Origin of the sequence: Pseudomonas sp. BP8, from assembly GCF_017875955.1 — a bacterium.
GTDB lineage: Bacteria > Pseudomonadota > Gammaproteobacteria > Pseudomonadales > Pseudomonadaceae > Aquipseudomonas.
This window is the reverse complement of record NZ_JAGINK010000001.1, coordinates 506225-532070: the sequence shown is the minus strand read 5'-3', so window position 1 is coordinate 532070 and position 25846 is coordinate 506225. Positions and strand designations below refer to the sequence as shown.

Below are 25846 nucleotides of genomic sequence, written 5' to 3'. Positions count from 1 at the left end.
AGCGTGCTGATAATACGAGGTCGCTGCTCATCAAAGCTGGCATCCACCAGGAAGTCAGTAACCGACTCGTAGACGGTCGCAATGATCTCAATGAGCCTGTACCTGAGCTGCGCGAATCGACACGCGTCGTTTGAATCCTCAGATTCAATCCACTTCAGGCGAGCGCCTAGAGTTTTACTCAATGCCTGAAGCTCAACTGCTCGTTCCCCAGATGAGAATGAAAGAAGGAATTGGGTCTTGGCATAGAGGGCACGTATCGTCCCTTCATAGGGAACGTAATAGGGCGACGAGCACACGCCTTGGAAAGCCTTAGCTAGCTTGAGTGCATGGTAGTCCTGGTTAGGTACCGAAATGGCTTCCCTAAGATGCCTTCCCCCACACCCAGTCCACATCACATCCATTGAGTGCCCCCTACAGTTAAAGGTCTTACCGCAGAAGGGGCAACGGTCGAGCAGGACCGTGTTGTGCCTATGACACGCAGTGATTGAAGGGTTGAGCAAGCGTCGCCAGTAAGAGAACCCCAACTTAAAAAGATCTTCTCGCACGCAATCTGGACAGAACGAAGCGTCCCAGACGTCAAAATGCGAGCGGCACTCACCATAAGCCTTACCTGAGTACGCGGCTTCTTGGAAGTACTTGATGACGAAATGAGCTGCCATAGGAGTGTGGTGGTGTAGTAGACGGTTGAACCCGTAACAACCTGGCCACCCGAGCGACTCGGCAATCAGATTGATCTCACTGTTCGTGAATCCTGGTCGAGCAGCTAGAAACTTGAAAGCCCCGAAATTAGCGTCGTATCTGTTCAGGAAGAGCGTCCGACGCACGTACGAACCGAGCGACTCATCAGGCTGGATTTGTAAACGCATCTGATACGCCGTCGTGAGGTGTTCAATAGTTCTTAAGGGGGGAAATTGATAAGGACGGGAGCCGCTACCAGCTACCGTCCGTTACCGATTTTATTCCTGCGTTACCGACTTAATTCCTGATTTTCAACGGGGGCTTTTCCTTCGAGCGATTTACTCAACCGTCACCGATTTAGCCAAGTTACGCGGCTGATCCACATCGGTACCCTTAAGCACCGCCACGTAGTACGACAGCAACTGCAGCGGGATGGTGTAGAGAATCGGCGCCAGCGCATCGGCAATGTGCGGCACCTTGATCACGTGAGTCCCTTCGCCATTGGTCATGCCAGCATGCTCATCGGCAAACACCACCAGCTCGCCACCACGCGCGCGGACTTCCTGCAGGTTGGACTTGAGCTTCTCCAGCAGTTCATTGTTCGGCGCGACGGTCACCACCGGCATGTCATTGTCGACCAGCGCCAGCGGGCCATGCTTGAGCTCGCCCGCAGGATAGGCTTCGGCGTGGATGTAGGAGATCTCCTTGAGCTTGAGCGCCCCTTCCATCGCCACCGGGTACTGCGCGCCACGGCCGAGGAACAGCGTGTGATGCTTGTCGGCGAACAGCTCGGCAACCTTCTCGACGGTGCCATCCATGGCCAGGGCTTCGCCCAAGCGGGTCGGCAGGCGACGCAGTTCTTCGACCAGCTCGGCTTCGACGCCGGCCTCGAGCGTGCCGCGCACACGGCCCAGCGCAAGGGTCAGCAGCATCAGCGACACCAACTGGGTGGTGAACGCCTTGGTCGACGCTACGCCGATTTCCGGGCCGGCCAGGGTCAGCAAGGTCAGGTCGGATTCACGAACGAGGGAGCTGATACCCACGTTGCAGATCGCCAGGCTGCCGAGGAAGCCCAGCTCCTTGGCGTTGCGCAGGGCGGCCAGGGTGTCGGCGGTTTCGCCAGACTGGGAAATCGACACGAACAGGGTATCTGGCTGCACCACCACCTTGCGGTAGCGGAACTCACTGGCGACTTCTACCTGGCAAGGGATACCCGCCAGGCTTTCCAGCCAGTAACGGGCGACCATGCCGGCGTGGTAGCTGGTGCCACACGCGACGATCTGCACATTGCGCACCTTGGCGAACAGTTCCGCGGCTTGCGGGCCGAATGCCTGGACCAGCACATGGTCGGTGCCCAGACGGCCTTCCAGCGTGCGCTGAACCACGGTGGGCTGCTCATGGATCTCTTTGAGCATGAAGTGGCGATAGGCGCCCTTGTCGGCGGCTTCGGCACCTTCGTGGTACTGGACGGTCTCGCGTTGGACCTGAGTCCCGGCCTGATCCCAGATGGTGATCTGGTCACGACGGATGTCGGCGATGTCGCCTTCCTCAAGGTACATGAAACGGTCGGTGACCTGACGCAGCGCCAGCTGGTCGGAGGCGAGGAAGTTCTCGCCATGCCCCAGTCCAATCACCAGCGGGCTGCCGCTACGGGCTGCGACCAGACGGTCAGGCTGCTGCACGCTGATCAATGCCAGGCCGTAGGCACCATGCAGGCGCTTGACTGCCACCTTGAGAGCAGCGGCCAGGTCTGGCGTGCTCTTCAGGGTGTGGTGGATCAGGTGGACGATGACTTCAGTGTCGGTCTGCGAGGCGAACACGTAGCCCAGGCCCTTGAGCTCTTCACGCAGTTCTTCGTGGTTCTCGATGATGCCGTTGTGCACCACCGCTACGTCGGAGCCGGAGAAATGCGGGTGGGCATTGTGCTCGGTCGGCGCGCCATGGGTGGCCCAACGGGTGTGGGCGATACCCAGTTGGCCGGCCAGCGGGTCGGCAGCGACGGCAGCTTCCAGCTCGCTGACCTTGCCGATGCGACGACGACGCTGGAGCGTACCGTCCTGGGTATAGACGGCCAGACCAGCGCTGTCATAGCCGCGGTATTCGAGGCGCTTGAGGCCTTCGATCAGAATGGTCGTGATGTTGCGTTCGGCTACGGCACCGACAATTCCACACATGATTATTGCTCCTGGCTGATCGCGGCACAGATCAGGTTGATGCCGCGGGCTTCGAGTGCATCGCGCGCCGCTGTGGGCAAGCGATCATCGGTAATAAGGGTGTTGATGTTGCTCCAGGGCAGCTCAAGGTTGGGAATCTTGCGCCCGACCTTGTCCGACTCGACCATGACGATCACTTCGCGGGTCACCTCCGCCATCACTCGGCTCAGACCCAGCAGTTCGTTGAAGGTGGTGGTGCCGCGCTCCAGATCGATACCATCGGCACCGATGAACAACTGGTCGAAATCGTAGGAACGCAGTACCTGCTCGGCGACCTGCCCCTGAAACGACTCGGAATGCGGATCCCAGGTACCGCCTGTCATCAGCAACACGGGTTCGTGTTCGAGGTCGCTGATGGCGCGGGCAACATTCAGCGAATTGGTCATCACCACGAGGCCAGGCTGGCGGCCCAGTTCGGGGATCATCGAGGCTGTGGTGCTGCCGCTGTCGATGATGATCCGCGCGTGTTCGCGGATTCGCTTCACGGCAGCCCGGGCGATGGCCTGCTTGTAACGCGAGACGGGCTGCACCGGTTCGCTGAGCAATTCCTGCGGTACCGGCACGGCGCCGCCATAACGGCGCAGGAGCAGGCCGTTGGTTTCGAGGGCGGCAAGATCCTTGCGGATGGTCACTTCCGAGGTTTCGAAACGTTTGGCCAGGTTATCCACACTCACCTCGCCCTGCTCGTTGAGCAAGGCCAGGATATTGTGGCGGCGCTGAGGGGTATTTCGTTTCGACATGACGGGTTAAGTTTCGATTCGAAAGATAATGAACGCAATCAAAACCTAAGACGCAGGCGGCGTCAAGGGCCCTTATTCAAAAACTAGTCTGTGGATAAATTCGCTTTATGAGTTTTGAGGCTGCTTTGCGGTCTTTCGCGGGGCAAGCACACTCGCATTCCCTGTAGGAGCGGGCTTGTCCCGCGAACACCGGCAACGCCGGTGCCATACATCGCAGACCCGATCTGCCAGGCAACAAAAAAGCCGACTTACTCACATAAGTCGGCTTTCAACATCACGCTGTGGATAACCTTCAGCTTTTCTTGATCTTCTCCGGCCGCTTCCAGCCATCGATATTGCGCTGGCGCGCGCGGGCAACGCCTAGCTGCTTTTCTTCAATGGTCTGATTAATGGTCGAGCCGGCCGCCGTAGTCGCGCCGTCCTTGATTTCCACAGGCGCGACCAACGAGTTGTTCGAGCCGATGAAGACGTCTTCGCCCAACACCGTCTTGAATTTGTTGGCGCCGTCATAGTTACAGGTGATGGTACCTGCGCCGATGTTCGTCCGCGCACCGACCTCGGCGTCGCCCAGGTACGTCAGGTGACCGACCTTGGCACCCTCGCCCAGGTGAGCGTTCTTCAGTTCGACAAAGTTACCCACATGGGCCTTGGCCTCCAGCACGCTACCCGGACGCAGGCGGGCGAACGGGCCGGCATCGCTGCCCTCGCCCAGTACCGCACCCTCCAGGTGGCTGTTGGCCTTGACCACCGCGCCCTTGCGCAGGGTGCTGTTCTTGATCACGCAGTTCGGGCCGATCTGTACGTCGTCTTCGATGACCACCTTGCCTTCGAGAATCACGTTGACGTCGATCAGTACGTCACGACCCACGGTCACTTCACCACGCACATCGAAGCGCGCCGGATCGCGCAAGGTCACACCCAGGGCCATCAGGCGGCGGCCTTCCCGCAACTGGTAGTGGCGCTCGAGCTCGGACAGCTGGCGCCGGTCATTGGCGCCCTGCACTTCCATCGCGTCGTGCGGCTGCTCGGTGGCAACCACCAGGCCATCCGCCACGGCCATGGCGATCACGTCGGTGAGGTAGTACTCGCCTTGGGCGTTGTTGTTGGACAGCCGACCCATCCAGTCGGACAGGCGCGCGGCTGGCATGGCGAGGATGCCGGTGTTGCCTTCCTTGATTGCCTTTTGCGCGTCGCTGGCGTCCTTGTGCTCGACGATGGCGGTTACCTGGCCTTGGCCATCGCGCACGATCCGGCCATAGCCAGTAGGGTCATCAAGGTCAACCGTGAGCAGGCCTAACTGCTGATCGCTGACCTTGGCCAGCAGACGCTGCAGGGTCTCGACTTCGATCAGCGGCACATCCCCATAAAGCACCAGCACGGTGTCGGCGGTAACTGCCGGGATCGCCTGAGCGACGGCGTGGCCAGTACCCAGCTGCTTGTCCTGCAGGACGAAGTTCAGGTCGTCCGCGGCCAGACGCTCGCGGACCAGTTCGGCACCATGGCCAATGACCACATGGATGCCTTGCGGCTGAAGCTGGCGCGCGCTATGGATAACATGGCCGAGCATGGAATTGCCGGCCACCGGGTGCAGCACCTTGGGCAGCGCCGAGCGCATGCGAGTGCCTTGGCCTGCGGCGAGAATAACGATATCGAGGGACATTGACTGGCTACCAATCCTGGGCGGTCAGCGCTGTGACCGAAGAGGGAAATTCGGAAAAAGAAAAAGGGTAGCCGAGGCTACCCTTTTACTCAATCGCAACAGCAATGATCGGCTGGGCCGATTACTTGCCCTTGCGCATTTGCTGGACGGTACGCAGCTGGGCTGCGGCCTCGGCCAGACGTGCGGCAGCGGCGCCGTAGTCGAAATCAGCGCTTTTGCTGTTCAGGGCGTTCTCAGCAGCCTTGAGGGCTTCCTGAGCCTGAGCTTCATCCAGGTCTGCAGCACGTTGCACGGTATCGGCAAGCACCTTGACCATGTTCGGCTGAACCTCGAGGAAACCACCAGAGATGTAGAACACCTCTTGGGCGCCACCCTGCTTGGTCAGCGTAATCGGACCTGGCTTCAGATTGGTGATCAGCGGCGCGTGGCCTGGAGCGATACCAAGATCACCCAGGTTACCGTGCGCAACCACCATCTCGACCAGACCGGAGAAAATCTCTCCTTCCGCGCTGACGATATCGCAATGGACTGTCATAGCCATCTGCTTGCCTCAACCTGATAGCGCCCCTTGCGGGGCGCAGGAATTACAGTTTCTTGGCTTTCTCGATCGCTTCGTCGATGCTGCCGACCATGTAGAACGCTTGTTCTGGCAGGTGGTCGTAGTCACCTTTGAGGATGCCGCTGAAGCCAGCGATGGTGTCTTTCAGGGAAACGTACTTGCCTGGCGAACCGGTGAAGACTTCGGCCACGAAGAACGGCTGCGACAGGAAGCGCTGGATCTTACGAGCGCGGGCTACCAGTTGCTTGTCGGTCTCGGACAGTTCGTCCATACCCAGGATCGCGATGATGTCCTTCAGCTCTTTATAGCGCTGCAGAACATACTGAACGCCACGAGCGGTGTCGTAGTGCTCGTTGCCGATCACGTTCGGGTCCAGCTGGCGCGAAGTCGAGTCGAGTGGATCGACCGCTGGGTAGATACCCAGGGAGGCGATGTCACGAGACAGAACGACGGTGGCGTCCAAGTGGGCGAAGGTGGTCGCTGGCGACGGGTCGGTCAAGTCGTCCGCAGGTACGTATACGGCCTGGACGGAGGTGATCGAACCTTCCTTGGTGGAGGTGATGCGCTCTTGCAGAACGCCCATCTCTTCAGCCAGGGTCGGCTGGTAACCTACTGCCGAAGGCATACGGCCCAGCAGTGCGGATACTTCGGTACCGGCCAGGGTGTAACGATAGATGTTGTCGACGAACAGCAGAACGTCGTTACCTTCGTCACGGAACTTCTCAGCCATGGTCAGGCCGGTCAGCGCTACGCGCAGACGGTTTCCTGGTGGCTCGTTCATCTGACCGTAGACCAAGGCTACTTTGTCGAGAACGTTGGAGTCCTTCATCTCGTGGTAGAAGTCGTTACCCTCACGAGTACGCTCACCCACACCAGCGAACACGGAGTAACCGCTGTGTTCCATGGCGATGTTACGGATCAGTTCCATCATGTTTACGGTTTTGCCGACACCGGCACCACCGAACAGACCGACTTTACCACCCTTGGCGAACGGGCAAACCAGGTCGATAACCTTGATGCCGGTTTCCAGCAGGTCGTTGCCGCCTGCCTGGTCAGCGAACGAAGGCGCTGGCTGGTGGATACCGCGACGCTCTTCTTCGCCGATCGGGCCGGCTTCGTCGATCGGGTTGCCCAGTACGTCCATGATACGGCCGAGGGTGGCCTTACCAACTGGAACGGAAATGGCAGCGCCGGTGTCGACGACATCCAGACCGCGCTTCAAGCCTTCGGTCGAACCCATGGCAATGGTACGAACCACACCGTCGCCCAGCTGCTGCTGAACTTCCAGGGTGGTTTCCGCGCCTTGTACTTTCAGCGCGTTGTATACACTCGGCACGCCGTCACGTGGGAATTCCACGTCGATGACGGCGCCGATGATTTGAACGATACGTCCGCTACTCATAGCTGGATCCTCTGAATATGTGAACCGTTAAACCGCGGCAGCGCCGCCGACGATTTCCGAGATCTCCTGGGTGATCGCAGCCTGACGCGCCTTGTTGTAGATCAGCTGGAGCTCTTTGATCAAATCACCGGCGTTATCTGTGGCGTTCTTCATGGCGATCATCCGGGCCGCTTGCTCAGCAGCGTTGTTCTCGACCACCGCCTGGTAGACCTGCGACTCCACGTAACGGACCATCAAGCCGTCAAGCAGCTCTTTGGCATCGGGTTCGTAGAGGTAGTCCCAGTGGTGCTTGAGTTCTTGATCCGGGGTTGCCACCAACGGTACCAACTGCTCGACCGTCGGAGTTTGGGTCATGGTATTGACGAACTTGTTCGACACCACGGAGAGGCGATCGATACGGCCATCCAGGTAGGCGTCCAGCATGACCTTGACGGAACCGATCAGATCATTGATCGACGGTTCTTCGCCCAGGTGGCTGATTGCAGCTACCACGTTGCCGCCAAAGATGCGGAAGAAAGTCGCACCCTTGCTACCGATCACGCACAGGTCGATTTCGACGCCCTGTTCGCGGTTGACGTTCATGTCCTTGACCAAGGCCTTGAACAGGTTGGTATTCAAGCCACCGCACAGACCACGGTCACTGCTCACCACGATATAACCGACGCGCTTGACGGCGCGCTCGATCATGAACGGGTGGCGGTATTCCGGGTTGGCGTTGGCCAGATGACCGATCACCTGGCGGATACGCTCCGCGTAAGGACGGCTAGCAGCCATGCGCATTTGTGCTCTGCGCATCTTGCTGACCGCCACTTTCTCCATGGCGCTGGTAATTTTTTGCGTGCTTTTGATGCTCGCAATCTTACTGCGAATCTCTTTTGCGCCTGCCATGTATCACCTATCAGGTTAGCAAGCGGGGGCCTGAGCCCCCGCTGCGGCTTACCAGGTCTGGGTGGCCTTGAACTTCTCGATACCGGCTTTCAGGCCTGCGTCGATTTCGTCGTTGAAGTCACCCTTCACGTTGATCTTCGCCATCAGTTCAGCGTGATCACGGTTGAAGAAGGCGATCAGTGCTTGCTCGAAGCTGCCGATCTTGGAGACTTCTACGTCAGTCAGGAAGCCACGCTCAGCGGCGTACAGCGACAGCGCCATGTCCGCGATGGACATCGGAGCGTACTGCTTCTGCTTCATCAGCTCGGTTACGCGCTGACCATGCTCCAGCTGCTTGCGGGTCGCTTCGTCCAGATCGGACGCGAACTGGGCAAATGCAGCCAGTTCACGGTACTGAGCCAGTGCGGTACGAATACCACCGGACAGCTTCTTGATGATCTTGGTCTGAGCGGCACCACCTACGCGGGATACCGAAACACCGGCGTTCACTGCAGGACGGATGCCCGAGTTGAACATGGCCGATTCCAGGAAGATCTGACCGTCGGTGATCGAGATCACGTTGGTCGGAACGAACGCGGAAACGTCGCCAGCCTGGGTTTCGATGATCGGCAGAGCGGTCAGGGAACCGGTTTTGCCAGTCACTGCGCCGTTGGTGAACTTCTCTACGTACTCTTCGGAAACGCGCGATGCACGCTCCAGCAGACGGGAGTGGAGATAGAACACGTCGCCTGGGTACGCTTCACGTCCTGGTGGACGGCGCAGCAGCAGGGAGATCTGACGGTAGGCAACGGCCTGCTTGGACAGGTCATCGTAGACGATCAGTGCGTCTTCACCGCGGTCGCGGAAGAACTCGCCCATGGTGCAACCGGCGTATGGCGCCAGGAATTGCAGCGCGGCGGATTCCGAAGCACTGGCAACCACCACGATGGTGTTAGCCAGGGCGCCGTTTTCTTCCAGCTTGCGAACGATGTTGGCAACGGTGGAGCGCTTCTGGCCGACAGCAACATAAACACAGAAAATACCGGAGTCTTTCTGGTTGATGATGGCGTCGATCGCCATGGCGGTCTTACCGATCTGACGGTCACCGATGATCAGCTCACGCTGGCCACGGCCGACAGGAATCATGGCATCGACGGACTTGTAGCCAGTCTGTACAGGCTGGTCTACCGACTTACGCCAGATCACGCCCGGAGCAACTTTCTCGACCGCGTCGGTCTCGGTGTTGCCCAGAGGACCTTTGCCGTCGATCGGGTTGCCCAGTGCGTCGACGACGCGACCCAGCAGTTCCTTACCAACCGGAACTTCCAGGATGCGGCCGGTGCACTTGGCGCTCATGCCTTCGGCGAGGGTGTCATAGGCACCCAGGACCACTGCACCCACGGAGTCTTGCTCCAGGTTCAGGGCCATACCGTAGACGCCGCCAGGGAACTCGATCATTTCGCCGTACATGACGTCGGCCAGACCGTGGATCCGCACGATACCGTCGGAAACCGAAACGACGGTACCTTCGTTACGGGCTTGGGAGCTCACATCGAGGTTATCGATGCGGCCCTTGATGATTTCACTAATTTCGGAAGGATTGAGTTGCTGCATTGCTCTGCTGCCCCTTCAAACTCAAGATTTCAATGCTTCGGCCAGTTTCGCGATTTTGCCGCGAACAGAGCCATCGATTACCAGGTCGCCGGCGCGGATGAGGACGCCGCCGATCAGGCTGGCATCCTCCGACGCGTGCAGGCGAACTTCCTGGCCGAGCCGTGCACTGAGAACCTTGGCGAGTTTGTCTTGCTGTTCTTGGTTCAACGCAAAAGCACTGGTGACTTCCACGTCCACGGATTTTTCCAGTTCGGCCTTGTACAGCTCGAACAGGTCGGCAATCTCCGGCAGGAGCAGGAGACGGCCATTTTCCGCGGCAACATGAATGAAATTCTGTGCCTGTACATCAAACTTGTCACCGCACACTTCAATGAAAGTGGCGGCCTTTTGTGCGCTCGTCAGTCGCGGGGCCTTGAGCAGGCGCTGCATGGTGTCGTCTTGCGACACAGCAGCAGCCAGGCCGAGCATGGCTGACCAATTGGCCAGTTGCTGATGGGCCTGGGCGTGCTCAAAGGCAGCCTTAGCGTAAGGTCGGGCCAACGTGGTCAGTTCTGCCATGATCGCCCTCGCTTAAATTTCAGCGGCCAGTTTGTTAACCAGCTCCGCATGCGCGTTTTGATCGATTGTGGCGCCAAGGATCTTTTCAGCACCGCCAACAGCCAGGGCACCCACTTGGGCACGCAGGGCGTCTTTGACGCTGTTCAGTTCCTGTTCGATCTCGGCCTGAGCCTGAGCCTTCACACGGTCAGCTTCGACGCGGGCCTGTTCACGGGCTTCCTCGACAAGCTGAGCAGCGCGCTTCTTGGCCTGCTCAATGATTTCGGCTGCCTGTGCTTTAGCTTCACGCAGTTGCTGACCCGCTTTCTCTTGGGCCAGCTCCAGGTCGCGAGCTGCGCGGTTGGCAGCGTCCAAACCATCAGCAATCTTCTTCTGACGCTCATGCAGGGCAGTGATGACCGGAGGCCATACGTACTTCATGCAGAAAACGACAAAAATCAGGAAAGCAACGGATTGGCCAATCAGGGTTGCATTAATGTTCACGCCAACACCTCGCTCGGTCTTTGTTCATCACAGCCTTACACTCGTTGGAAACGAGTGATTAGCCGGCGATCTGACCAACGAAGGGGTTTGCGAAGGTGAAGAACAGAGCGATACCAACACCGATCATGGTGACGGCGTCGAGCAGACCGGCAACGATGAACATTTTGACCTGCAGCATTGGAACCATCTCAGGCTGACGAGCAGCGCCTTCGAGGAACTTGCCACCCAGCAGGCCGAAACCAATGGCGGTACCCAGAGCACCCAGGCCGATCAGCAGAGCAACAGCGATAGCGGTCAGACCAACTACAGTTTCCATCTTTCCTCCCGACTTTTACGTCGTATTGGTTAGGTTTTTAGTTTGAAGCGGTAAAACAAATCGTTTGATACAACTGCCCTTGCGGACTTTTTACAGCCTTCCCCCAAACGGCAGGGAAGGCTATCAGACACGCCAGGCGGTCTTAATGGTTATCTTCGTGAGCCATCGACAGGTAGACGATGGTAAGCATCATGAAGATGAAGGCTTGCAGGGTGATGATCAGGATGTGGAACACCGCCCACGCCCATTGCAGCACCACGCCCAGGCCGCTGAGCCAGAGCAGGCCGCTGCCGAACATCACCGCGATCAGGATGAACACCAGCTCGCCGGCATACATGTTGCCGAACAGTCGCAGGGCCAGCGAGATCGGCTTGGCGATCAGGGTGACGAATTCCAGCAGGAAGTTCACCGGGATCAGCAGGGCTTGAACGAACAGGTTCTTGCTGCCGAACGGGTGCAGGGTCAGTTCGCCGATGAAGCCGCCGATGCCCTTGACCTTGATGCTGTAGAAGATGATCAGTGCGAACACGCTCAGGGCCATGCCCAGGGTGGCGTTCGGGTCGGTGGTCGACACGGCACGGAACGGGATGTGCGGGTCGCCGGAGATCAGGATGGCCAACTGCGGGATCCAGTCGACTGGCACCAGGTCGATGGCGTTCATCAAGAACACCCAGACGAAGATGGTCAGCGCCAGCGGAGCGATCACCGGGCTACGGCCGTGGAAGGAGTCCTTCACGCTGCCGTGGACGAAGTCGACCATTACCTCGACGAAGTTCTGCAGGGCGCCCGGTTGGCCGGAAGTGGCCTTCTTGGCCGCCATGCGGAAGATGAAGAGGAAGATCAGACCCAGCGCAACAGACCAGCCCAGGGTGTCCAGGTGGAATGCCCAGAAGCCCATTGCCTTGGCTTCAGCAGCCGAATGGGCCAAGCCCCAGCTGCCGTCTGGTAGTTGACCGTAGGTCAGGTTCTGCAAGTGGTGCTGGATATAGCCCGAAGCGGTTTCTGCTGCCATGGTTGCCTCAAACGCCCTTAGGTCTCGAAAGTCTTTTATTCATTAGCAGGGGCGCGAACCAGCTGACCAGTTGGGTCAGCACGAAGACGCCGAATACTGCTAACGGCGCCAATGGCTTCACTCCTGCGAAGGTCAGTGCAAACAACACTGCCGTCAAAATCAATTTGCCTGCCTCGCCAGCGTAAAACGACTTCACGATGGCCTGCGCCGCCCGGGCTCCGCTAAAGCGAAAAGCCTTCCAGGCGAAGTACACGTTGGGCAACCAGGCGATCAGCCCTCCACAGAGGCCTGAATATCCACTGACTGCACCCTTCCACTGCCACAACACCAAAGTTGCCAGCAGGACAACGACACATTGCGCCAGCAGTACCGGGAAAACTGCCCAGCGATGGAAAGGCAAGCGGTTTGGCGTGCGTATTTCCATCACAACTGCTCCTCGGAAGTCGACCATCAAGTCAGCAACGACTTGGCATAATTTGTGCCGACAAAATGCGCGCAGAGTATAGGGGTGGATTAACCCCTATTCAACTCTTGGGTAGTGATTTCCGACTGCGCGCTACAACAGGAATTGTTTCAGCGGATGTGAGCAAGGACACCTTGCAACTCGTCAAGCGAGTTATAGCGAATCACTAATTGCCCTTTGCCCTTGTTGCCATGACGGATCTGCACCGCCGAGCCCAGGCGCTCTGCGAGACGCTGTTCGAGGCGGGCGATGTCCGGATCAGGTTTGCTCGGTTCGACCGGATCAGGTTTGTCGCTCAACCACTGGCGAACCAGTGCCTCGGTTTGGCGCACGGTGAGCCCACGTGCGACAACATGACGCGCCCCTTCTTCCTGACGATTTTCTTCCAGACCCAGCAAAGCACGCGCGTGGCCCATCTCCAGATCGCCATGGGCGAGCATGGTCTTGATCGCCTCCGGCAGCGAGATCAGGCGCAGCAGGTTGGCCACGGTCACCCGCGACTTGCCGACAGCGTCGGCCACTTGTTGCTGGGTCAGTTCGAATTCCTGCTGCAGACGTTGCAGAGCAATCGCCTCTTCCAGCGGGTTGAGGTCCTCACGCTGGATGTTTTCGATCAGTGCCATGGCAATGGCGGCTTCATCGGGCACATCGCGGACCATCGACGGGATGGTGTCGAGACCGGCCAGCTGAGTCGCGCGCCAGCGGCGTTCACCGGCGATGATCTCGAAGCGGTTGTCGCCGATCGGACGGACCACGATCGGTTGCATCACGCCTTGAATACGGATCGAGGCGGCGAGTTCCTCCAGCAACTGCGGGTCCATGTCACGGCGTGGCTGGTACTTGCCACGCTGGATCAGCTCGACCGGCAGGTGTTGCAGTTCTTTCTGGTCGATCTTGACAGCCTGCTCTTCGAGCGAGCTGACGGAAGGACCACTGAGCAGTGCATCCAACCCACGTCCGAGACCCCGTTTCTTAACGGCCATGCGGATTCCTTAAGTTGTTTGTGCAGTGCGTGATTGACGGCGTTGACGGCGTACCAGTTCACCGGCCAGGGCCAGGTAGGCCAGGGCGCCACGCGATTGCTTGTCGTAGGCCAGGGCCGGCATGCCAAAGCTCGGGGCCTCGGCCAAGCGAATGTTGCGCGGAATGACCGTGTCGTACAGCTGCTCGCCGAAGTGTTCCTTGAGCTGCGCCGAAACGTCGTTGTTCAGGCTCAGGCGCGGGTCGAACATGGTGCGCAACAAGCCTTCGATCTTCAGCTGCGGGTTCAACCGGGCAGCAATGCGCTTGATGTTATCCACAAGGTCACTGAGACCTTCGAGTGCGTAGTACTCGCACTGCATGGGGATAATCACGCCATCGGAAGCGACCAGGGCGTTGAGCGTCAGCATCGACAACGACGGTGGGCAGTCGATGAGGATGTAGTCGTAGCTCTCGCGGATCGGCGCCAGCGCGTTGCGCAGACGGCTCTCCTTGACCTGCATTTCCAGCAGGACCACCTCGGCGGCGGTCAGGTCGCGGTTGGCCGGCAGGAGCTGGAAGCCACCGTGCTCGGAGAAGCGCATTGCCTGGGCCAGGTCGCATTCGCCGATCAGCAGGTCATAGACCGAGTGCTCGAGCTCGTGCTTGTCGACCCCACTGCCCATGGTCGCGTTGCCCTGCGGATCGAGGTCGATCAACAGCACACGACGCTTGGTCGCAGCCAGCGATGCGGCGAGATTGATACAGGTGGTGGTTTTACCCACACCACCTTTCTGGTTCGCGATTGCGAATACCTTAGCCATTGTTGCGTGCGTTCCCAGTCATGCCTTGCGGCGCAGTATCAGCAGATGGCGTTGGCCCTGGCAACCCGGAACGGTCAGAGCCTGCTCGCTTTCCACTGTGAAGTCTGCGGGCAATGCTACCAGTTCATCGGCAGGATGCAGCCCTTTCATTGCAAGCCACTGCGTCCGCGTGTCGCCCAGATGGCGGGTCCAGCCCGTGAAATTCTCCATGCTGCTGAACGCCCGCGAGATGATCCCGCAGAACGGCTGCGCAGGTTGGTACTCTTCGACCCGGCTGTGGATAACCTGCAGGTTGTCCAGTTTCAGCTCCATCTTCACCTGGGTGAGGAAGCGAGTCTTCTTGCCGTTGCTGTCCAGCAGGGTTACTTGCTTGTCCGGGTGCAGGATAGCCAAAGGTATGCCCGGCATGCCACCGCCACTGCCCACATCGAGCCAGCTGAGCGCGTCGCTGTGGATAAACGGCATGACGCTGAGGCTGTCGAGCAGATGGCGCGAAACCATCTCGTCCGGGTCGCGCACCGCGGTCAGGTTGTAGGCCTTGTTCCATTTGATCAACAGGGCCAGGTAGCCCAGCAGCTGCTCGTGCTGCTGCGGGCTCAGCTCGACACCGAGCTGGCGCGCGCCTGTGGACAACTCTTCTGCGTGTTGCGGGGTGACCAAAGAACTCAAGCGCTTTGCTCCAATTCGCGGCCTGCGCCGCGTTTTTTCAGGTGAATCAGCAACAGGGAAATCGCCGCCGGAGTGACGCCAGGGATGCGCGACGCCTGGCCAAGGGTCTCCGGCCGGGTCTGGCCGAGCTTGCCTTGAATCTCCTTGGATAACCCGGAAATCGTCGTGTAGTCGATATCCACAGGCAGGCGGGTGTCTTCGCTGGCACGCAGGCGGGCGATCTCGTCCTGCTGACGGTCGATGTAACCGGCGTATTTGGTCTTGATCTCGACCTGCTCGGCAACTTGCGGATCGAGCAGCTCACCACCGGTGGCCTCGATCAGGCCGGCATAGTCGATTTCCGGCCGTGCGAGCAGGTTGAGCAGGCTGTATTCGTGGCTCAGCGGCGTACCGAACTTATCCACAATGGCCTGGCCTTGCGGCGTGTTCGGGCGGACCCAGGTCGATTTCATGCGCTGCTCTTCGCGCTCGATGCCTTCGCGCTTGGCGCAGAACGCGGCCCAACGCTGGTCATCGATCAGGCCCAGCTCGCGGCCCTTCTCGGTGAGGCGCAGGTCAGCGTTGTCTTCGCGCAGGATCAAGCGGTACTCGGCGCGCGAAGTGAACATGCGGTACGGCTCCTGGGTACCCAGGGTAATCAGGTCGTCAACCAACACCCCGATGTACGCCTCGTCGCGGCGCGGGCACCAGCTCTCCCGACCCTGAGCACGCAGTGCAGCGTTGGTCCCGGCCAGCAAACCTTGCGCGCCGGCTTCTTCGTAACCGGTGGTGCCGTTGATCTGGCCAGCGAAGAACAAGCCGCCGATGACCTTGGTCTCGAGGCTGTACTTGAGATCACGCGGGTCGAAGTAGTCGTACTCGATGGCGTAGCCAGGGCGAACGATGTGGGCGTTTTCCATGCCGCGGATCGAGCGCACCAACTCCAGCTGCACGTCGAACGGCAGCGAAGTGGAAATACCGTTGGGGTACAGCTCATGGGTGTTCAGGCCTTCCGGCTCGATGAACACCTGATGGCTCTCTTTGTCGGCAAAGCGGTGAATCTTGTCTTCGATCGATGGGCAGTAACGCGGCCCGACGCCTTCGATCACCCCGGAGTACATCGGCGAACGGTCGAGGTTCGAGGCAATGATTTCGTGGGTGCGGGCGTTGGTATGGGTAATCCAGCAACTGACCTGGCGCGGATGCATCTGCGCGTTGCCCATGAACGACATCACCGGAATCGGCGTGTCGCCGGGTTGCTCGGTCATCACCGAGAAGTCTACCGAGCGGCCATCGATGCGTGGCGGGGTCCCGGTTTTCAGCCGGCCGACGCGCAGCGGCAGTTCACGCATGCGGTGGGCCAGGGCAATCGCGGGCGGATCGCCGGCACGACCGCCGGTGTAGTTCTGCATGCCGATGTGGATAAGCCCGGCAAGGAAGGTACCGGTGGTCAGTACCACCGAGTCGGCCATGAACCGCAGGCCCATCTGCGTGACGACGCCCTTGACCTGGTCCTGTTCGACGATCAGGTCATCACAGGACTGCTGGAATATCCACAGGTTGGGCTGGTTTTCCAGGATCTCGCGGACCACAGCCTTGTAGATGGCGCGGTCGGCCTGGGCCCGGGTAGCACGTACGGCTGGGCCCTTGCGGTTGTTCAACACGCGGAACTGGATGCCGCTCTTGTCGGTAGCCAGCGCCATGACGCCGCCGAGCGCATCGATCTCTTTGACCAGATGGCTTTTACCGATGCCACCGATCGCCGGGTTGCAGCTCATGTGACCGAGGGTTTCCACGTTGTGGGTCAGCAGCAGGGTTTTTACACCCATGCGTGCAGACGCAAGCGCAGCCTCGGTACCGGCATGGCCGCCGCCGATGACGATCACTTCAAAACGGGAAGGGAAATCCACCACGCACCTCGTGCCTGTTTTGCAAATAGAGAAGTTAAGCGGACAAGTATGAGACTTCCTGCCTTCTAAAGAAACCTTCTGCGCAAATTTTGACCAGGCTGTGGATGAACGGGATAACAAAAATTATAGAGAGAGAAATTAAAGAAGCTTTGTTTTTATGTTTATTCTTACACAGGCCATTTTCTGTGGATAGAACCCTACAGCCCTTACTCCATGGTATGTACAGAGAAATTAAACCCTGTGTTCTAGTGCCTCTGAGGGCTCTGGATAAGCGCGTTAAGCCTGTGGATTAAACGCCTATTTATCCACAGGCGGATTTATCCTCAGTTCAGGAGGGGTGTTATCAACCGAGCTGAAGGTTAGTTTTCCACAGGGCTTAGACGGCGGAAAACCCGCCTGTTGATGAAATCAGAGGCGTGCCGATAAGGGAATTTTTGTCAGGGAAGGGAAAAATAAGCTGGGCCAATCGAACATTGCATCCGATAGGGGGGCCGCCAAAGACGTCGGCCAAGCGGGCTGGCCCCATGAAGAGGCCAGCCCTGCAGATCAGCTGTGGATCAAATTCTCGGCAAAGACAGGGTTAAGGCGACCCTGTGGATCACTTGCCGATGCAGAAGCTGGAAAAGATACGCCCCAGCAGATCATCAGAGCTGAACGCCCCGGTGATCTCGCCCAGCGCCTGCTGAGCCTGGCGCAGGTCTTCTGCCAGCAACTCGCCGGCACCTGCCAGGGTCAGTTGGTCACGGCCATGCTCCAGATGGCTACTGGCGGTACGCAGGGCTTCCAGATGCCGACGACGGGCGCTGAAGCTGCTCTCAGCGGTCTGTTCATAGCCCATGCAGGACTTGAGGTGATCGCGCAGCAGCTCGAGCCCTGCATCGTCGCCCTTGGCGCTGAGGGTGATCGTCACATGGCCATCTTCACACTGCTCTACCGCGACAACTTCGCCACTGAGATCGGCTTTGTTGCGGATCAAGGTGACCTTGGCCGGGTCCGGCCGCTGGTCGAGGAACTCTGGCCACAGGGCGAACGGATCCGCGGCTTCAGGGGCAGTGCTGTCTACCACCAGCAGCACCCGGTCCGCCTCGCTGATTGCCTTCAGTGCGCGTTCAACGCCGATCTTTTCCACCTGGTCATCGGTGTCGCGCAGGCCTGCGGTATCGACCACGTGCAGCGGCATGCCATCGATGTGGATATGTTCACGGAGGATATCCCGGGTGGTGCCGGCGATGTCGGTAACGATGGCCGCTTCGCGCCCGGCCAGGCGGTTGAGCAGGCTCGACTTGCCGGCATTGGGCCGGCCAGCGATCACCACGTTCATGCCGTCACGGAGCAAGGCACCCTGCCCGGCTTCCTTCTGCACTGTGGACAACTCCCCACGAACCGCATCAAGCATGGACAACACATGGCCATCGGCAAGGAAATCGATTTCTTCTTCAGGGAAGTCGATCGCCGCCTCGACGTAGATACGCAGTGCGATCAGTGCCTCGGTGAGGCTGTGCACGCGCTTGGAGAATTCGCCCTGGAGCGAGCGCAAGGCATTGCGTGCGGCTTGGGTCGAACTGGCCTCGATCAGGTCGGCGATGGCTTCGGCTTGCGCCAGGTCGAGCTTGTCGTTGAGGAATGCGCGCTCACTGAACTCACCCGGCCGGGCCAGACGGCAGCCCAACTGCAGGCAACGTTGCAGGAGCATGTCCATCACCACCGGACCGCCATGGCCCTGCAATTCGAGAACGTCCTCGCCGGTAAACGAGTTCGGCCCAGGGAAGAACAACACGATGCCTTCGTCCAGCACCAGCCCTTCCTGGTCGCGGAACGGCCCATAGTGGGCATGCCGGGGCGTCAGATTACGCCCGGTAATAGCCTGCCCAGCTTGGCTCGCCAGCGGCCCGGACAGTCTGACGATACCGACGCCACCGCGGCCTTGGGCGGTGGCAATGGCAGCGATGGTTTCACGCACAGTGTTCATGCTCGCAAGCCTCAACGACGAAATTCAAAAAGACAGATAGCAAAAACGCCCCACTAGGGGGCGTTTTTATTCACAGGCTAGCTCAGTAGCCTGTCAGGCGGCAGCCTTCTTGGCCGCTGCTTCGATGCTGCGGGTGATGTACCACTGCTGCGAAATCGACAGGCAGTTGTTCACAACCCAGTACAGCACCAGACCAGCCGGGAACCACAGGAAGAAGAAGGTGAAGATGATTGGCATCATTTTCATCACCTTGGCCTGCATCGGATCCGGCGGAGTCGGGTTCAGACGCTGCTGGATGAACATGGTAGCGCCCATGATGATCGGCAGGATGAAGAACGGATCCTTGATCGACAGGTCGGTAATCCACAGCATCCAAGGGGTCTGGCGCATCTCGACGCTTTCCAGCAGTACCCAGTACAAGGCCAGGAATACCGGCATCTGTACCAGGATCGGCAGGCAGCCGCCCAGCGGATTGATCTTCTCTTTCTTGTACAGCTCCATCATCGCCTGGGACATCTTCTGGCGATCGTCACCGAAGCGTTCCTTCAGTGCGGCCAGTTTTGGCGAAACGGCACGCATACGCGCCATGGAACGGTAGCTGGCAGCCGACAGCGGGAAGAACAGGCCCTTGATGAGCATGGTCAGCACGATAATCGACCAGCCCCAGTTACCTAGCAGGCTGTGGATATGTTGCAGCAGCCAGAAGATCGGCTGGGCAATGAACCACAGGAAGCCGTAGTCGACAGTCAGTTCCAGGCCTGGGGACAACTCCTTGAGCTTGGACTGAATCTTCGGACCGGCATACAGCATGGCACTGGTTTCGACCTTGCCACCGGCAGGTACGCTGAGCGCCGGGCCGGTGTAGCCGATGATGTAGTTGCCTTGGCTGTCCTTGCGCGTCTGCAGCACGTTGTTATCCGACTTGGCCGGAATCCACGCAGTCACGAAGTAGTGTTGCAGCCAGGCTACCCAACCGCCGGAAACGGTTTCTTTCAGGCTGCCCTTGTCGATGTCTTTCATCGACACTTTCTTGTACGGCTCGGATGGCGTCCACAGGGCGGCGCCCAGGTAGGTCGCGGTACCGGTGGCCGTGCTCGAAGACGGATCGGAGCTTGCATCACGCTTGAGTTGGGCAAACATGTTGCCCGACCAGGCCTGAGCGCTCTGGTTGTCGATCAGGTAGCTGACGGTCAGGTCGTACTCACCGCGCTTGAAGCTGAAGCGCTTGATGTAGTTGACGCCGTTCTCGCTGAACTTCAGGTCGACGACCAGCTGCTCCTGGCCATCAGCCAGTTGGAAGCTCTTCTGCTCGGCAGCATACAGTGGACGACCCGACGAACGGGCATCCGGACCGTTGGTGCCGGTCAGGCCGCTCTGGGCCAGGTAGGTACGCTCGTTGCCGTTGTCGAACAGCTGGAACGGAATGTCCGGATGGTCCTGGCGACGAGGGTACTCAGGCAGGGACAGCTGGACGATGTCGCCACCCACTGGATCGATAGCCAGCTCAAGGACGTCGGTCTTGACCCGGATCAGGTCCTTGCTGACGGCGACCGGAGCCAATTCGGCTGGGCTGCCATCGGCATTGGCGCTCGGCACATCGGCGCTGGCGCCGTTATTGCCCGCGGCCGGCACGGTATCCGGCAGGGCCGGGTTAGCGTTGCTGGCAGCAGCATGCTGAGTCGGCAAAGCAGCCTGACCGTAGTCCTGGTTCCATTTGAGGACCAGCACGTAGGCCACGATTGCCAGGGCGACGATCAGGATCGTGCGTTTAATATCCATGATTACTCGGCTATCGAAGAAGTTCGGGAGGAGGGAGCGGGTGGGACGGGATCGAAACCGCCGTCGTTCCACGGATGACAACGCCCCAGGCGACGAACGGTTAGCCACCCACCACGCCAGAGGCCATGGTTTTCAATGGCTTCAAGAGCGTAACAGGAGCAACTGGGGTAGAAACGACAGTGACTGGCCATCAGGGGACTAATGGCGTAACGGTAAAACTGGATCGGAACGAGTGCCAGTTTACGCATCGTGACTGTCTACCCCTGCAGAATCGGCAGGAACCGCTGGAGAGGGCCGACTACGAGCGAGGCGCTTCCAGAGCTTGCCAAAGTGTTGGTGCAATTCTGGGTTTTCTATCTCACCCAAGCCCTTGCGCGCGACGATCACGATATCCAGGCCAGCAATCATCTGCTGGTTCAGGCGAAAGGAATCGCGCATCAAGCGTTTGAGCCGATTGCGTTGAACGGCGAGCTTGACGCTCTTCTTGCCGATCACCAAGCCGAGGCGCGGGTGATCGAGGCCGTTCTCGCGGGCAAGGATAAGCAGGCTTTTACCTGGAACCTTGCCGGTGGGCGAGTCGAAGACCGCTTTGAAATGCCGGGGTGTAAGCAGTCGCTTTTCCCGACTGAAGTCCTGACTCACCACCTGTGCCGAAAAATCAAACGGCCAGACGCTTACGGCCTTTGGCACGACGACGCGACAGAACAGCGCGGCCGTTCTTGGTGGCCATACGGGCACGGAAGCCGTGGGTGCGCGCGCGCTTGATGGTGCTTGGTTGGAAAGTACGTTTCATGGCGTGTTACCTGGGTTCGTCGACTACGGGCCGGAATGGCCCCCGTTTTAAGAGATCGGCGATTCTAGAGAAAGCAAGCCAATAGGTCAATTTCCAACCAGCCTTTCCTTATGGATGGCATCACGTCCACATGGCTTCTAGAGGAGGGATCGACAGGTCAGACAGACAGGCTTGCCCGGATCTCGAAACGTGAACAAGATGAAAAAATAAAAGAGGAATATATAAAGCTTTTCTGAATAACTTATAGATCTTATACAGCCACTTTTCTGTGGATAACCTGCTAGAGGCCTTTATTCATCAACTGTACAGAGATCAGAAAGGTTGTCCACAAGGCGTGCTGCGGCTGTGCTGCGCCTGATCAAAAGCTGTGGATGAAAAGCCTGTTTATCCACAGCAGAGTTATCAACAGGTTTGAGCCCAGGGTTGTGCATAGCCCTTAGGTGCGCTTATCCACAGGGCTTATGCACATGCCTCGAATGGCTTTTCGGGCAGTATTTGGCAGCTTTGTCATGGTTGCAGTCGCTGTCTCATGTGGATAAGTAGCCGCTCGCCCGGTACAATGGCGGTTTGCTTTTGCCTCATCCGGCTTTCAACTCAGGGGATATCCGTGTCAGTGGAACTTTGGCAGCAGTGCGTGGAGCTTCTGCGCGACGAACTGCCTGCCCAGCAATTCAACACCTGGATCCGTCCGCTACAGGTCGAAGCTGAAGGCGACGAGTTGCGCGTGTATGCGCCTAACCGCTTCGTTCTTGATTGGGTCAATGAGAAATACCTGGGTCGTTTGCTCGAACTGCTGGGTGAGCACGGCAGCGGCATCGCGCCTGCTCTTTCCTTGTTAATAGGCAGCCGTCGCAGCTCAGCGCCGCGTGCCGCACCCAATGCGCCAGTGAGTGCTGCCGCAGCGGCCATCGCCCAGGCGCAGGTTCACCCGGCCTCGGTCGCGGCACCCAGTGAGCGCGCACAGGCTCCCGCTGTTGAACCGGTGCTGGTCAACGAGGTAGAAGAGCCGACTTCGCGGCATACCTTCGACTCCATGGGTGATACGCCTGTCGCGCCGAGTGCTCCTGGTCGCAGCGAGCAACGTACGGTGCAGGTCGAAGGTGCGCTCAAGCACACCAGCTACCTGAACCGTACCTTCACCTTCGATACCTTCGTCGAAGGTAAGTCGAACCAGTTGGCCCGAGCGGCTGCCTGGCAGGTTGCTGACAACCCCAAGCACGGCTACAACCCGCTGTTCCTTTATGGCGGCGTGGGCCTGGGCAAGACTCACCTGATGCACGCTGTGGGTAACCACCTGCTGAAGAAGAATCCGAATGCCAAGGTCGTGTACCTGCATTCCGAGCGCTTCGTGGCCGACATGGTCAAGGCGCTGCAGCTCAATGCCATCAATGAATTCAAGCGTTTCTATCGCTCGGTCGATGCGCTGCTGATCGATGACATCCAGTTCTTCGCCCGCAAAGAGCGCTCCCAGGAAGAGTTTTTCCACACCTTCAACGCACTGCTCGAGGGTGGTCAGCAGGTGATTCTCACCAGCGACCGTTACCCGAAGGAGATCGAAGGCCTCGAAGAACGACTGAAGTCGCGCTTTGGCTGGGGCCTGACTGTCGCTGTCGAGCCGCCGGAGCTGGAAACGCGTGTCGCGATCCTGATGAAAAAGGCCGACCAGGCCAAGGTAGAGCTGCCGCACGATGCGGCGTTCTTCATCGCCCAGCGGATTCGCTCCAACGTCCGTGAGCTTGAAGGTGCGCTCAAGCGGGTTATCGCTCACTCGCACTTCATGGGGCGCGATATCACTATCGAGCTGATCCGTGAGTCGCTCAAGGACCTGCTGGCGCTGCAGGACAAGCTGGTGAGTGTGGATAACATCCAGCGCACCGTGGCCGAGTACTACAAGATCAAGATCTCCGACTTGTTGTCCAAGCGGCGTTCGCGCTCGGTAGCGCGTCCGCGCCAGGTAGCCATGGCGTTGTCCAAAGAGCTGACCAACCACAGCTTGCCGGAAATCGGCGACATGTTTGGCGGCCGCGACCACACCACCGTGCTGCACGCTTGCCGCAAGATCAATGAACTGAAGGAATCCGACGCGGACATCCGCGAGGACTACAAGAACCTGCTGCGCACGCTGACGACCTGATGGGCGTCGGCGCAGCTATTTGAAGGCAAGGGACTAGACCATGCATTTCACCATTCAACGCGAAGCCCTGTTGAAACCCCTGCAACTGGTCGCAGGTGTCGTCGAGCGTCGCCAGACCTTGCCGGTCCTGTCCAACGTCCTGCTGGTCGTACAAGGCCAGCAGCTGTCGTTGACCGGTACCGACCTCGAAGTCGAACTGGTCGGCCGTGTACAGCTGGAAGAGCCGGCCGAGCCGGGCGAGATCACTGTCCCGGCGCGCAAGCTGATGGACATCTGCAAAAGCCTGCCGAGCGATGTCCTGATCGACATCAAGGTCGACGAGCAGAAGCTGTTGGTCAAGGCCGGTCGCAGCCGTTTCACCCTGTCGACTCTGCCGGCCAATGACTTCCCCACGGTCGAGGAAGGCCCTGGCTCGCTCACCTGCAATCTGGAGCAGAGCAAACTGCGCCGTCTGATCGAGCGCACCAGCTTTGCCATGGCCCAGCAAGACGTACGTTATTACCTCAACGGCATGCTGCTGGAGGTCTCTACCGATACCCTGCGCGCCGTTGCCACTGACGGTCACCGTCTGGCGCTGTGCTCCATGCAGGCCGCAATCGGCCAGGCCGAGCGCCACCAGGTAATCGTCCCGCGTAAAGGTATCCTTGAGCTGGCGCGCCTGCTCACCGATCCGGAAGGCATGGTCAGTATCGTTCTTGGTCAGCACCACATCCGTGCGACCACCGGCGAATTCACCTTCACCTCGAAGCTGGTCGACGGCAAGTTCCCCGACTACGAGCGCGTGCTGCCCAAGGGCGGCGACAAGCTGGTCATCGGTGATCGCCAGGCGCTGCGTGAAGCGTTCAGCCGTACTGCGATTCTGTCCAACGAGAAGTACCGTGGCATCCGCCTGCAGCTGGCCGCCGGCCAACTGAAAATCCAGGCGAACAACCCGGAGCAGGAAGAAGCGGAAGAAGAGATCAGCGTCGACTACAACGGCAGCTCGCTTGAGATTGGTTTCAACGTGAGCTACCTGCTGGACGTGCTGGGTGTCATGACTACGGAGCAGGTTCGTCTGATTCTGTCCGACTCCAACAGCAGTGCCCTGCTGCAGGAAGCCGGTAACGACGATTCCTCTTACGTTGTCATGCCGATGCGTCTGTAATCTGTAGCAGAGCTAATGTCCCTTAGACGTATCATGGTCACTGCGGTGCGCAATCTGCACCCAGTGACCCTCTCCCCCTCCCCCCGCATAAATATCCTTTACGGCGCCAACGGCAGCGGCAAGACCAGCGTCCTGGAAGCCGTGTATCTGCTGGGCTTGGCCCGCTCCTTCCGTAGTACTCGACTGAACCCCGTCATCCAATATGAGCAGGCTACCTGCACGGTATTCGGCGAGGTTCAGTTGGCCGAAGGCGGCACCAGCAACCTGGGTGTTTCGCGGGAGCGGCAAGGGGAATTTACCATCCGCATCGATGGCCAGAATGCGCGCAGCGCAGCCCAACTGGCGGAGTTGTTGCCTCTACAGCTGATCAACCCGGATAGCTTCCGGTTGTTGGAAGGCGCGCCGAAGATTCGTCGGCAATTCCTCGATTGGGGTGTGTTCCACGTGGAACCTCGGTTCTTGGCTGCCTGGCAGCGTCTGCAGAAGGCGCTGCGGCAGCGGAACTCATGGTTGCGGCATGGTACACTTGACCCAGCTTCGCAAGCCGCCTGGGACCGGGAATTATGCCTGGCCAGCGCGGAGATAGATGAATACCGTCGCAACTACATCAAGGCCTTGAAGCCTGTCTTCGAGCGAACCCTGAGCGAACTGGTCGAGCTGGAAGGATTGACCTTGAGCTACTATCGCGGCTGGGACAAGGACCGGGAACTCAACGAAGTACTCGCCTCTTCTCTGCATCGTGATCAGCAGATGGGCCACACCCAGGCCGGTCCGCAGCGTGCTGATTTGCGCCTACGTATTGGCGTAAACAACGCGGCGGATATCTTGTCCCGTGGGCAGCAGAAACTTGTGGTGTGCGCATTGCGTATCGCCCAAGGCCATTTGGTCAGCCAGGCTCGCCGCGGTCTCTGTATCTATCTAGTGGATGACTTGCCGTCTGAGTTGGACGAGCAGCACCGCCGCGCACTATGCCGCTTGCTTGAAGAATTACGCTGCCAGGTATTCATCACCTGTGTAGACCACGAATTACTGAGGGAAGGCTGGCAGACGGAAACGCCAGTTGCTTTGTTCCACGTGGAACAAGGCCGTATCACCCAGACCCACGACCATCGGGAGTGAA

The 25846-nt window shown here is 59.1% G+C and carries 24 protein-coding genes; 3 read left to right on the top strand and 21 right to left on the bottom strand.

All coding sequences use genetic code 11. The annotated features are described in order from the left end of the window. Window positions 1-1016 precede the first annotated feature (1016 nt). The 21 genes from glmS to rpmH form a co-directional block, all read right to left on the bottom strand. Window positions 1017-2852, bottom strand: coding sequence for a glutamine--fructose-6-phosphate transaminase (isomerizing) (gene glmS, locus J3B00_RS02305; protein ID WP_209863076.1), 1836 nt, complete (start codon window positions 2850-2852; stop codon window positions 1017-1019). A 2-nt stretch (window positions 2853-2854) separates the two neighbouring features. Continuing rightward, a complete protein-coding gene (locus tag J3B00_RS02300) occupies window positions 2855-3631 on the bottom strand; it encodes a DeoR family transcriptional regulator (RefSeq protein WP_209863073.1) in 777 nt (258 codons plus the stop codon). A gap of 292 nt (window positions 3632-3923) precedes the next feature. Then, a complete protein-coding gene (gene glmU, locus J3B00_RS02295) occupies window positions 3924-5291 on the bottom strand; it encodes a bifunctional UDP-N-acetylglucosamine diphosphorylase/glucosamine-1-phosphate N-acetyltransferase GlmU (RefSeq protein WP_209863069.1) in 1368 nt (455 codons plus the stop codon). A 121-nt stretch (window positions 5292-5412) separates the two neighbouring features. Further along, a complete protein-coding gene (locus tag J3B00_RS02290; RefSeq protein WP_209863066.1) occupies window positions 5413-5832 on the bottom strand; it encodes a F0F1 ATP synthase subunit epsilon in 420 nt (139 codons plus the stop codon). A 43-nt stretch (window positions 5833-5875) separates the two neighbouring features. Continuing rightward, window positions 5876-7252: a F0F1 ATP synthase subunit beta gene (gene atpD / locus J3B00_RS02285; protein ID WP_043199911.1), complete on the bottom strand. Its 1377-nt coding sequence runs from the start codon at window positions 7250-7252 to the stop codon at window positions 5876-5878. A gap of 27 nt (window positions 7253-7279) precedes the next feature. Beyond that, window positions 7280-8140, bottom strand: a complete 861-nt coding sequence (atpG, locus tag J3B00_RS02280) for a F0F1 ATP synthase subunit gamma (protein ID WP_209863063.1) — start codon at window positions 8138-8140, stop codon at window positions 7280-7282. Between the two features lie 48 nt (window positions 8141-8188). Further along, entirely contained in the window at window positions 8189-9733 is a 1545-nt protein-coding gene (gene atpA, locus J3B00_RS02275) for a F0F1 ATP synthase subunit alpha (protein WP_119137086.1), read from the bottom strand. Between the two features lie 21 nt (window positions 9734-9754). Continuing rightward, complete coding sequence (locus tag J3B00_RS02270; RefSeq protein ID WP_209863060.1) at window positions 9755-10291, bottom strand: F0F1 ATP synthase subunit delta; 537 nt, start codon at window positions 10289-10291, stop codon at window positions 9755-9757. A gap of 12 nt (window positions 10292-10303) precedes the next feature. Next, on the bottom strand, window positions 10304-10774 hold the full coding sequence (locus J3B00_RS02265) for a F0F1 ATP synthase subunit B (RefSeq protein WP_209863057.1): 471 nt from the start codon (window positions 10772-10774) through the stop codon (window positions 10304-10306). Window positions 10775-10832: 58 nt separating this feature from the next. Continuing rightward, window positions 10833-11090 (bottom strand): F0F1 ATP synthase subunit C, encoded by a 258-nt coding sequence (atpE, locus tag J3B00_RS02260; protein WP_003097235.1) that lies wholly within the window; start codon window positions 11088-11090, stop codon window positions 10833-10835. Between the two features lie 142 nt (window positions 11091-11232). Then, window positions 11233-12102 carry a F0F1 ATP synthase subunit A gene (gene atpB / locus J3B00_RS02255; protein WP_209863054.1) on the bottom strand — a complete coding sequence of 290 codons (870 nt, stop codon included), beginning with the start codon at window positions 12100-12102 and terminating at the stop codon, window positions 11233-11235. Between the two features lie 7 nt (window positions 12103-12109). Further along, the gene (locus J3B00_RS02250; RefSeq protein WP_209863051.1) at window positions 12110-12526 is read right to left on the bottom strand and encodes a F0F1 ATP synthase subunit I; all 417 of its coding nucleotides are present in this window, start codon (window positions 12524-12526) and stop codon (window positions 12110-12112) included. A gap of 149 nt (window positions 12527-12675) precedes the next feature. Beyond that, window positions 12676-13548, bottom strand: a complete 873-nt coding sequence (locus J3B00_RS02245) for a ParB/RepB/Spo0J family partition protein (protein ID WP_209863048.1) — start codon at window positions 13546-13548, stop codon at window positions 12676-12678. A 9-nt stretch (window positions 13549-13557) separates the two neighbouring features. Next, window positions 13558-14349: a ParA family protein gene (locus J3B00_RS02240; RefSeq protein WP_209863044.1), complete on the bottom strand. Its 792-nt coding sequence runs from the start codon at window positions 14347-14349 to the stop codon at window positions 13558-13560. An 18-nt stretch (window positions 14350-14367) separates the two neighbouring features. Further along, complete coding sequence (gene rsmG, locus J3B00_RS02235; protein WP_209863041.1) at window positions 14368-15018, bottom strand: 16S rRNA (guanine(527)-N(7))-methyltransferase RsmG; 651 nt, start codon at window positions 15016-15018, stop codon at window positions 14368-14370. After that, window positions 15015-16907 carry a tRNA uridine-5-carboxymethylaminomethyl(34) synthesis enzyme MnmG gene (gene mnmG, locus J3B00_RS02230; protein ID WP_209863038.1) on the bottom strand — a complete coding sequence of 631 codons (1893 nt, stop codon included), beginning with the start codon at window positions 16905-16907 and terminating at the stop codon, window positions 15015-15017. The genes rsmG and mnmG overlap by 4 nt, the downstream gene beginning before the upstream one ends. A 598-nt stretch (window positions 16908-17505) precedes the next feature. Then, entirely contained in the window at window positions 17506-18876 is a 1371-nt protein-coding gene (gene mnmE, locus J3B00_RS02225) for a tRNA uridine-5-carboxymethylaminomethyl(34) synthesis GTPase MnmE (RefSeq protein WP_209863035.1), read from the bottom strand. 93 nt (window positions 18877-18969) lie between these two features. Next, window positions 18970-20655, bottom strand: a complete 1686-nt coding sequence (gene yidC, locus J3B00_RS02220; RefSeq protein WP_209863032.1) for a membrane protein insertase YidC — start codon at window positions 20653-20655, stop codon at window positions 18970-18972. Between the two features lie 2 nt (window positions 20656-20657). Then, window positions 20658-20903, bottom strand: a complete 246-nt coding sequence (yidD, locus tag J3B00_RS02215) for a membrane protein insertion efficiency factor YidD (protein ID WP_209863029.1) — start codon at window positions 20901-20903, stop codon at window positions 20658-20660. Then, window positions 20896-21300 carry a ribonuclease P protein component gene (gene rnpA / locus J3B00_RS02210; RefSeq protein WP_119137075.1) on the bottom strand — a complete coding sequence of 135 codons (405 nt, stop codon included), beginning with the start codon at window positions 21298-21300 and terminating at the stop codon, window positions 20896-20898. The genes yidD and rnpA overlap by 8 nt, the downstream gene beginning before the upstream one ends. A 13-nt stretch (window positions 21301-21313) precedes the next feature. Beyond that, window positions 21314-21448, bottom strand: coding sequence for a 50S ribosomal protein L34 (rpmH, locus tag J3B00_RS02205; RefSeq protein WP_002551315.1), 135 nt, complete (start codon window positions 21446-21448; stop codon window positions 21314-21316). A 607-nt stretch (window positions 21449-22055) separates the two neighbouring features. Here rpmH and dnaA point away from each other — a divergent pair. The 3 genes from dnaA to recF are packed head-to-tail and all read left to right on the top strand — an operon-like array spanning window position 22056 to window position 25845. Then, window positions 22056-23582: a chromosomal replication initiator protein DnaA gene (gene dnaA / locus J3B00_RS02200; RefSeq protein ID WP_209863026.1), complete on the top strand. Its 1527-nt coding sequence runs from the start codon at window positions 22056-22058 to the stop codon at window positions 23580-23582. Between the two features lie 40 nt (window positions 23583-23622). Further along, window positions 23623-24726 (top strand): DNA polymerase III subunit beta, encoded by a 1104-nt coding sequence (gene dnaN, locus J3B00_RS02195; protein ID WP_209863023.1) that lies wholly within the window; start codon window positions 23623-23625, stop codon window positions 24724-24726. A 15-nt stretch (window positions 24727-24741) separates the two neighbouring features. Then, window positions 24742-25845, top strand: coding sequence for a DNA replication/repair protein RecF (gene recF / locus J3B00_RS02190; protein ID WP_209863020.1), 1104 nt, complete (start codon window positions 24742-24744; stop codon window positions 25843-25845). The last annotated feature ends 1 nt before the right edge of the window (window position 25846 follow it).

Bases quoted from the DNA above. Each gene is read 5' to 3' on its own strand.
- glmS (WP_209863076.1), bottom strand. From the start codon at position 2,852: ATGTGTGGAATTGTCGGTGCCGTAGCCGAACGCAACATCACGACCATT.
- J3B00_RS02300 (WP_209863073.1), bottom strand. From the start codon at position 3,631: ATGTCGAAACGAAATACCCCTCAGCGCCGCCACAATATCCTGGCCTTG.
- glmU (WP_209863069.1), bottom strand. From the start codon at position 5,291: ATGTCCCTCGATATCGTTATTCTCGCCGCAGGCCAAGGCACTCGCATG.
- J3B00_RS02290 (WP_209863066.1), bottom strand. From the start codon at position 5,832: ATGGCTATGACAGTCCATTGCGATATCGTCAGCGCGGAAGGAGAGATT.
- atpD (WP_043199911.1), bottom strand. From the start codon at position 7,252: ATGAGTAGCGGACGTATCGTTCAAATCATCGGCGCCGTCATCGACGTG.
- atpG (WP_209863063.1), bottom strand. From the start codon at position 8,140: ATGGCAGGCGCAAAAGAGATTCGCAGTAAGATTGCGAGCATCAAAAGC.
- atpA (WP_119137086.1), bottom strand. From the start codon at position 9,733: ATGCAGCAACTCAATCCTTCCGAAATTAGTGAAATCATCAAGGGCCGC.
- J3B00_RS02270 (WP_209863060.1), bottom strand. From the start codon at position 10,291: ATGGCAGAACTGACCACGTTGGCCCGACCTTACGCTAAGGCTGCCTTT.
- atpE (WP_003097235.1), bottom strand. From the start codon at position 11,090: ATGGAAACTGTAGTTGGTCTGACCGCTATCGCTGTTGCTCTGCTGATC.
- atpB (WP_209863054.1), bottom strand. From the start codon at position 12,102: ATGGCAGCAGAAACCGCTTCGGGCTATATCCAGCACCACTTGCAGAAC.
- J3B00_RS02250 (WP_209863051.1), bottom strand. From the start codon at position 12,526: ATGGAAATACGCACGCCAAACCGCTTGCCTTTCCATCGCTGGGCAGTT.
- J3B00_RS02245 (WP_209863048.1), bottom strand. From the start codon at position 13,548: ATGGCCGTTAAGAAACGGGGTCTCGGACGTGGGTTGGATGCACTGCTC.
- J3B00_RS02240 (WP_209863044.1), bottom strand. From the start codon at position 14,349: ATGGCTAAGGTATTCGCAATCGCGAACCAGAAAGGTGGTGTGGGTAAA.
- mnmE (WP_209863035.1), bottom strand. From the start codon at position 18,876: ATGAACACTGTGCGTGAAACCATCGCTGCCATTGCCACCGCCCAAGGC.
- yidC (WP_209863032.1), bottom strand. From the start codon at position 20,655: ATGGATATTAAACGCACGATCCTGATCGTCGCCCTGGCAATCGTGGCC.
- yidD (WP_209863029.1), bottom strand. From the start codon at position 20,903: ATGCGTAAACTGGCACTCGTTCCGATCCAGTTTTACCGTTACGCCATT.
- rpmH (WP_002551315.1), bottom strand. From the start codon at position 21,448: ATGAAACGTACTTTCCAACCAAGCACCATCAAGCGCGCGCGCACCCAC.
- dnaN (WP_209863023.1), top strand. From the start codon at position 23,623: ATGCATTTCACCATTCAACGCGAAGCCCTGTTGAAACCCCTGCAACTG.
- recF (WP_209863020.1), top strand. From the start codon at position 24,742: ATGTCCCTTAGACGTATCATGGTCACTGCGGTGCGCAATCTGCACCCA.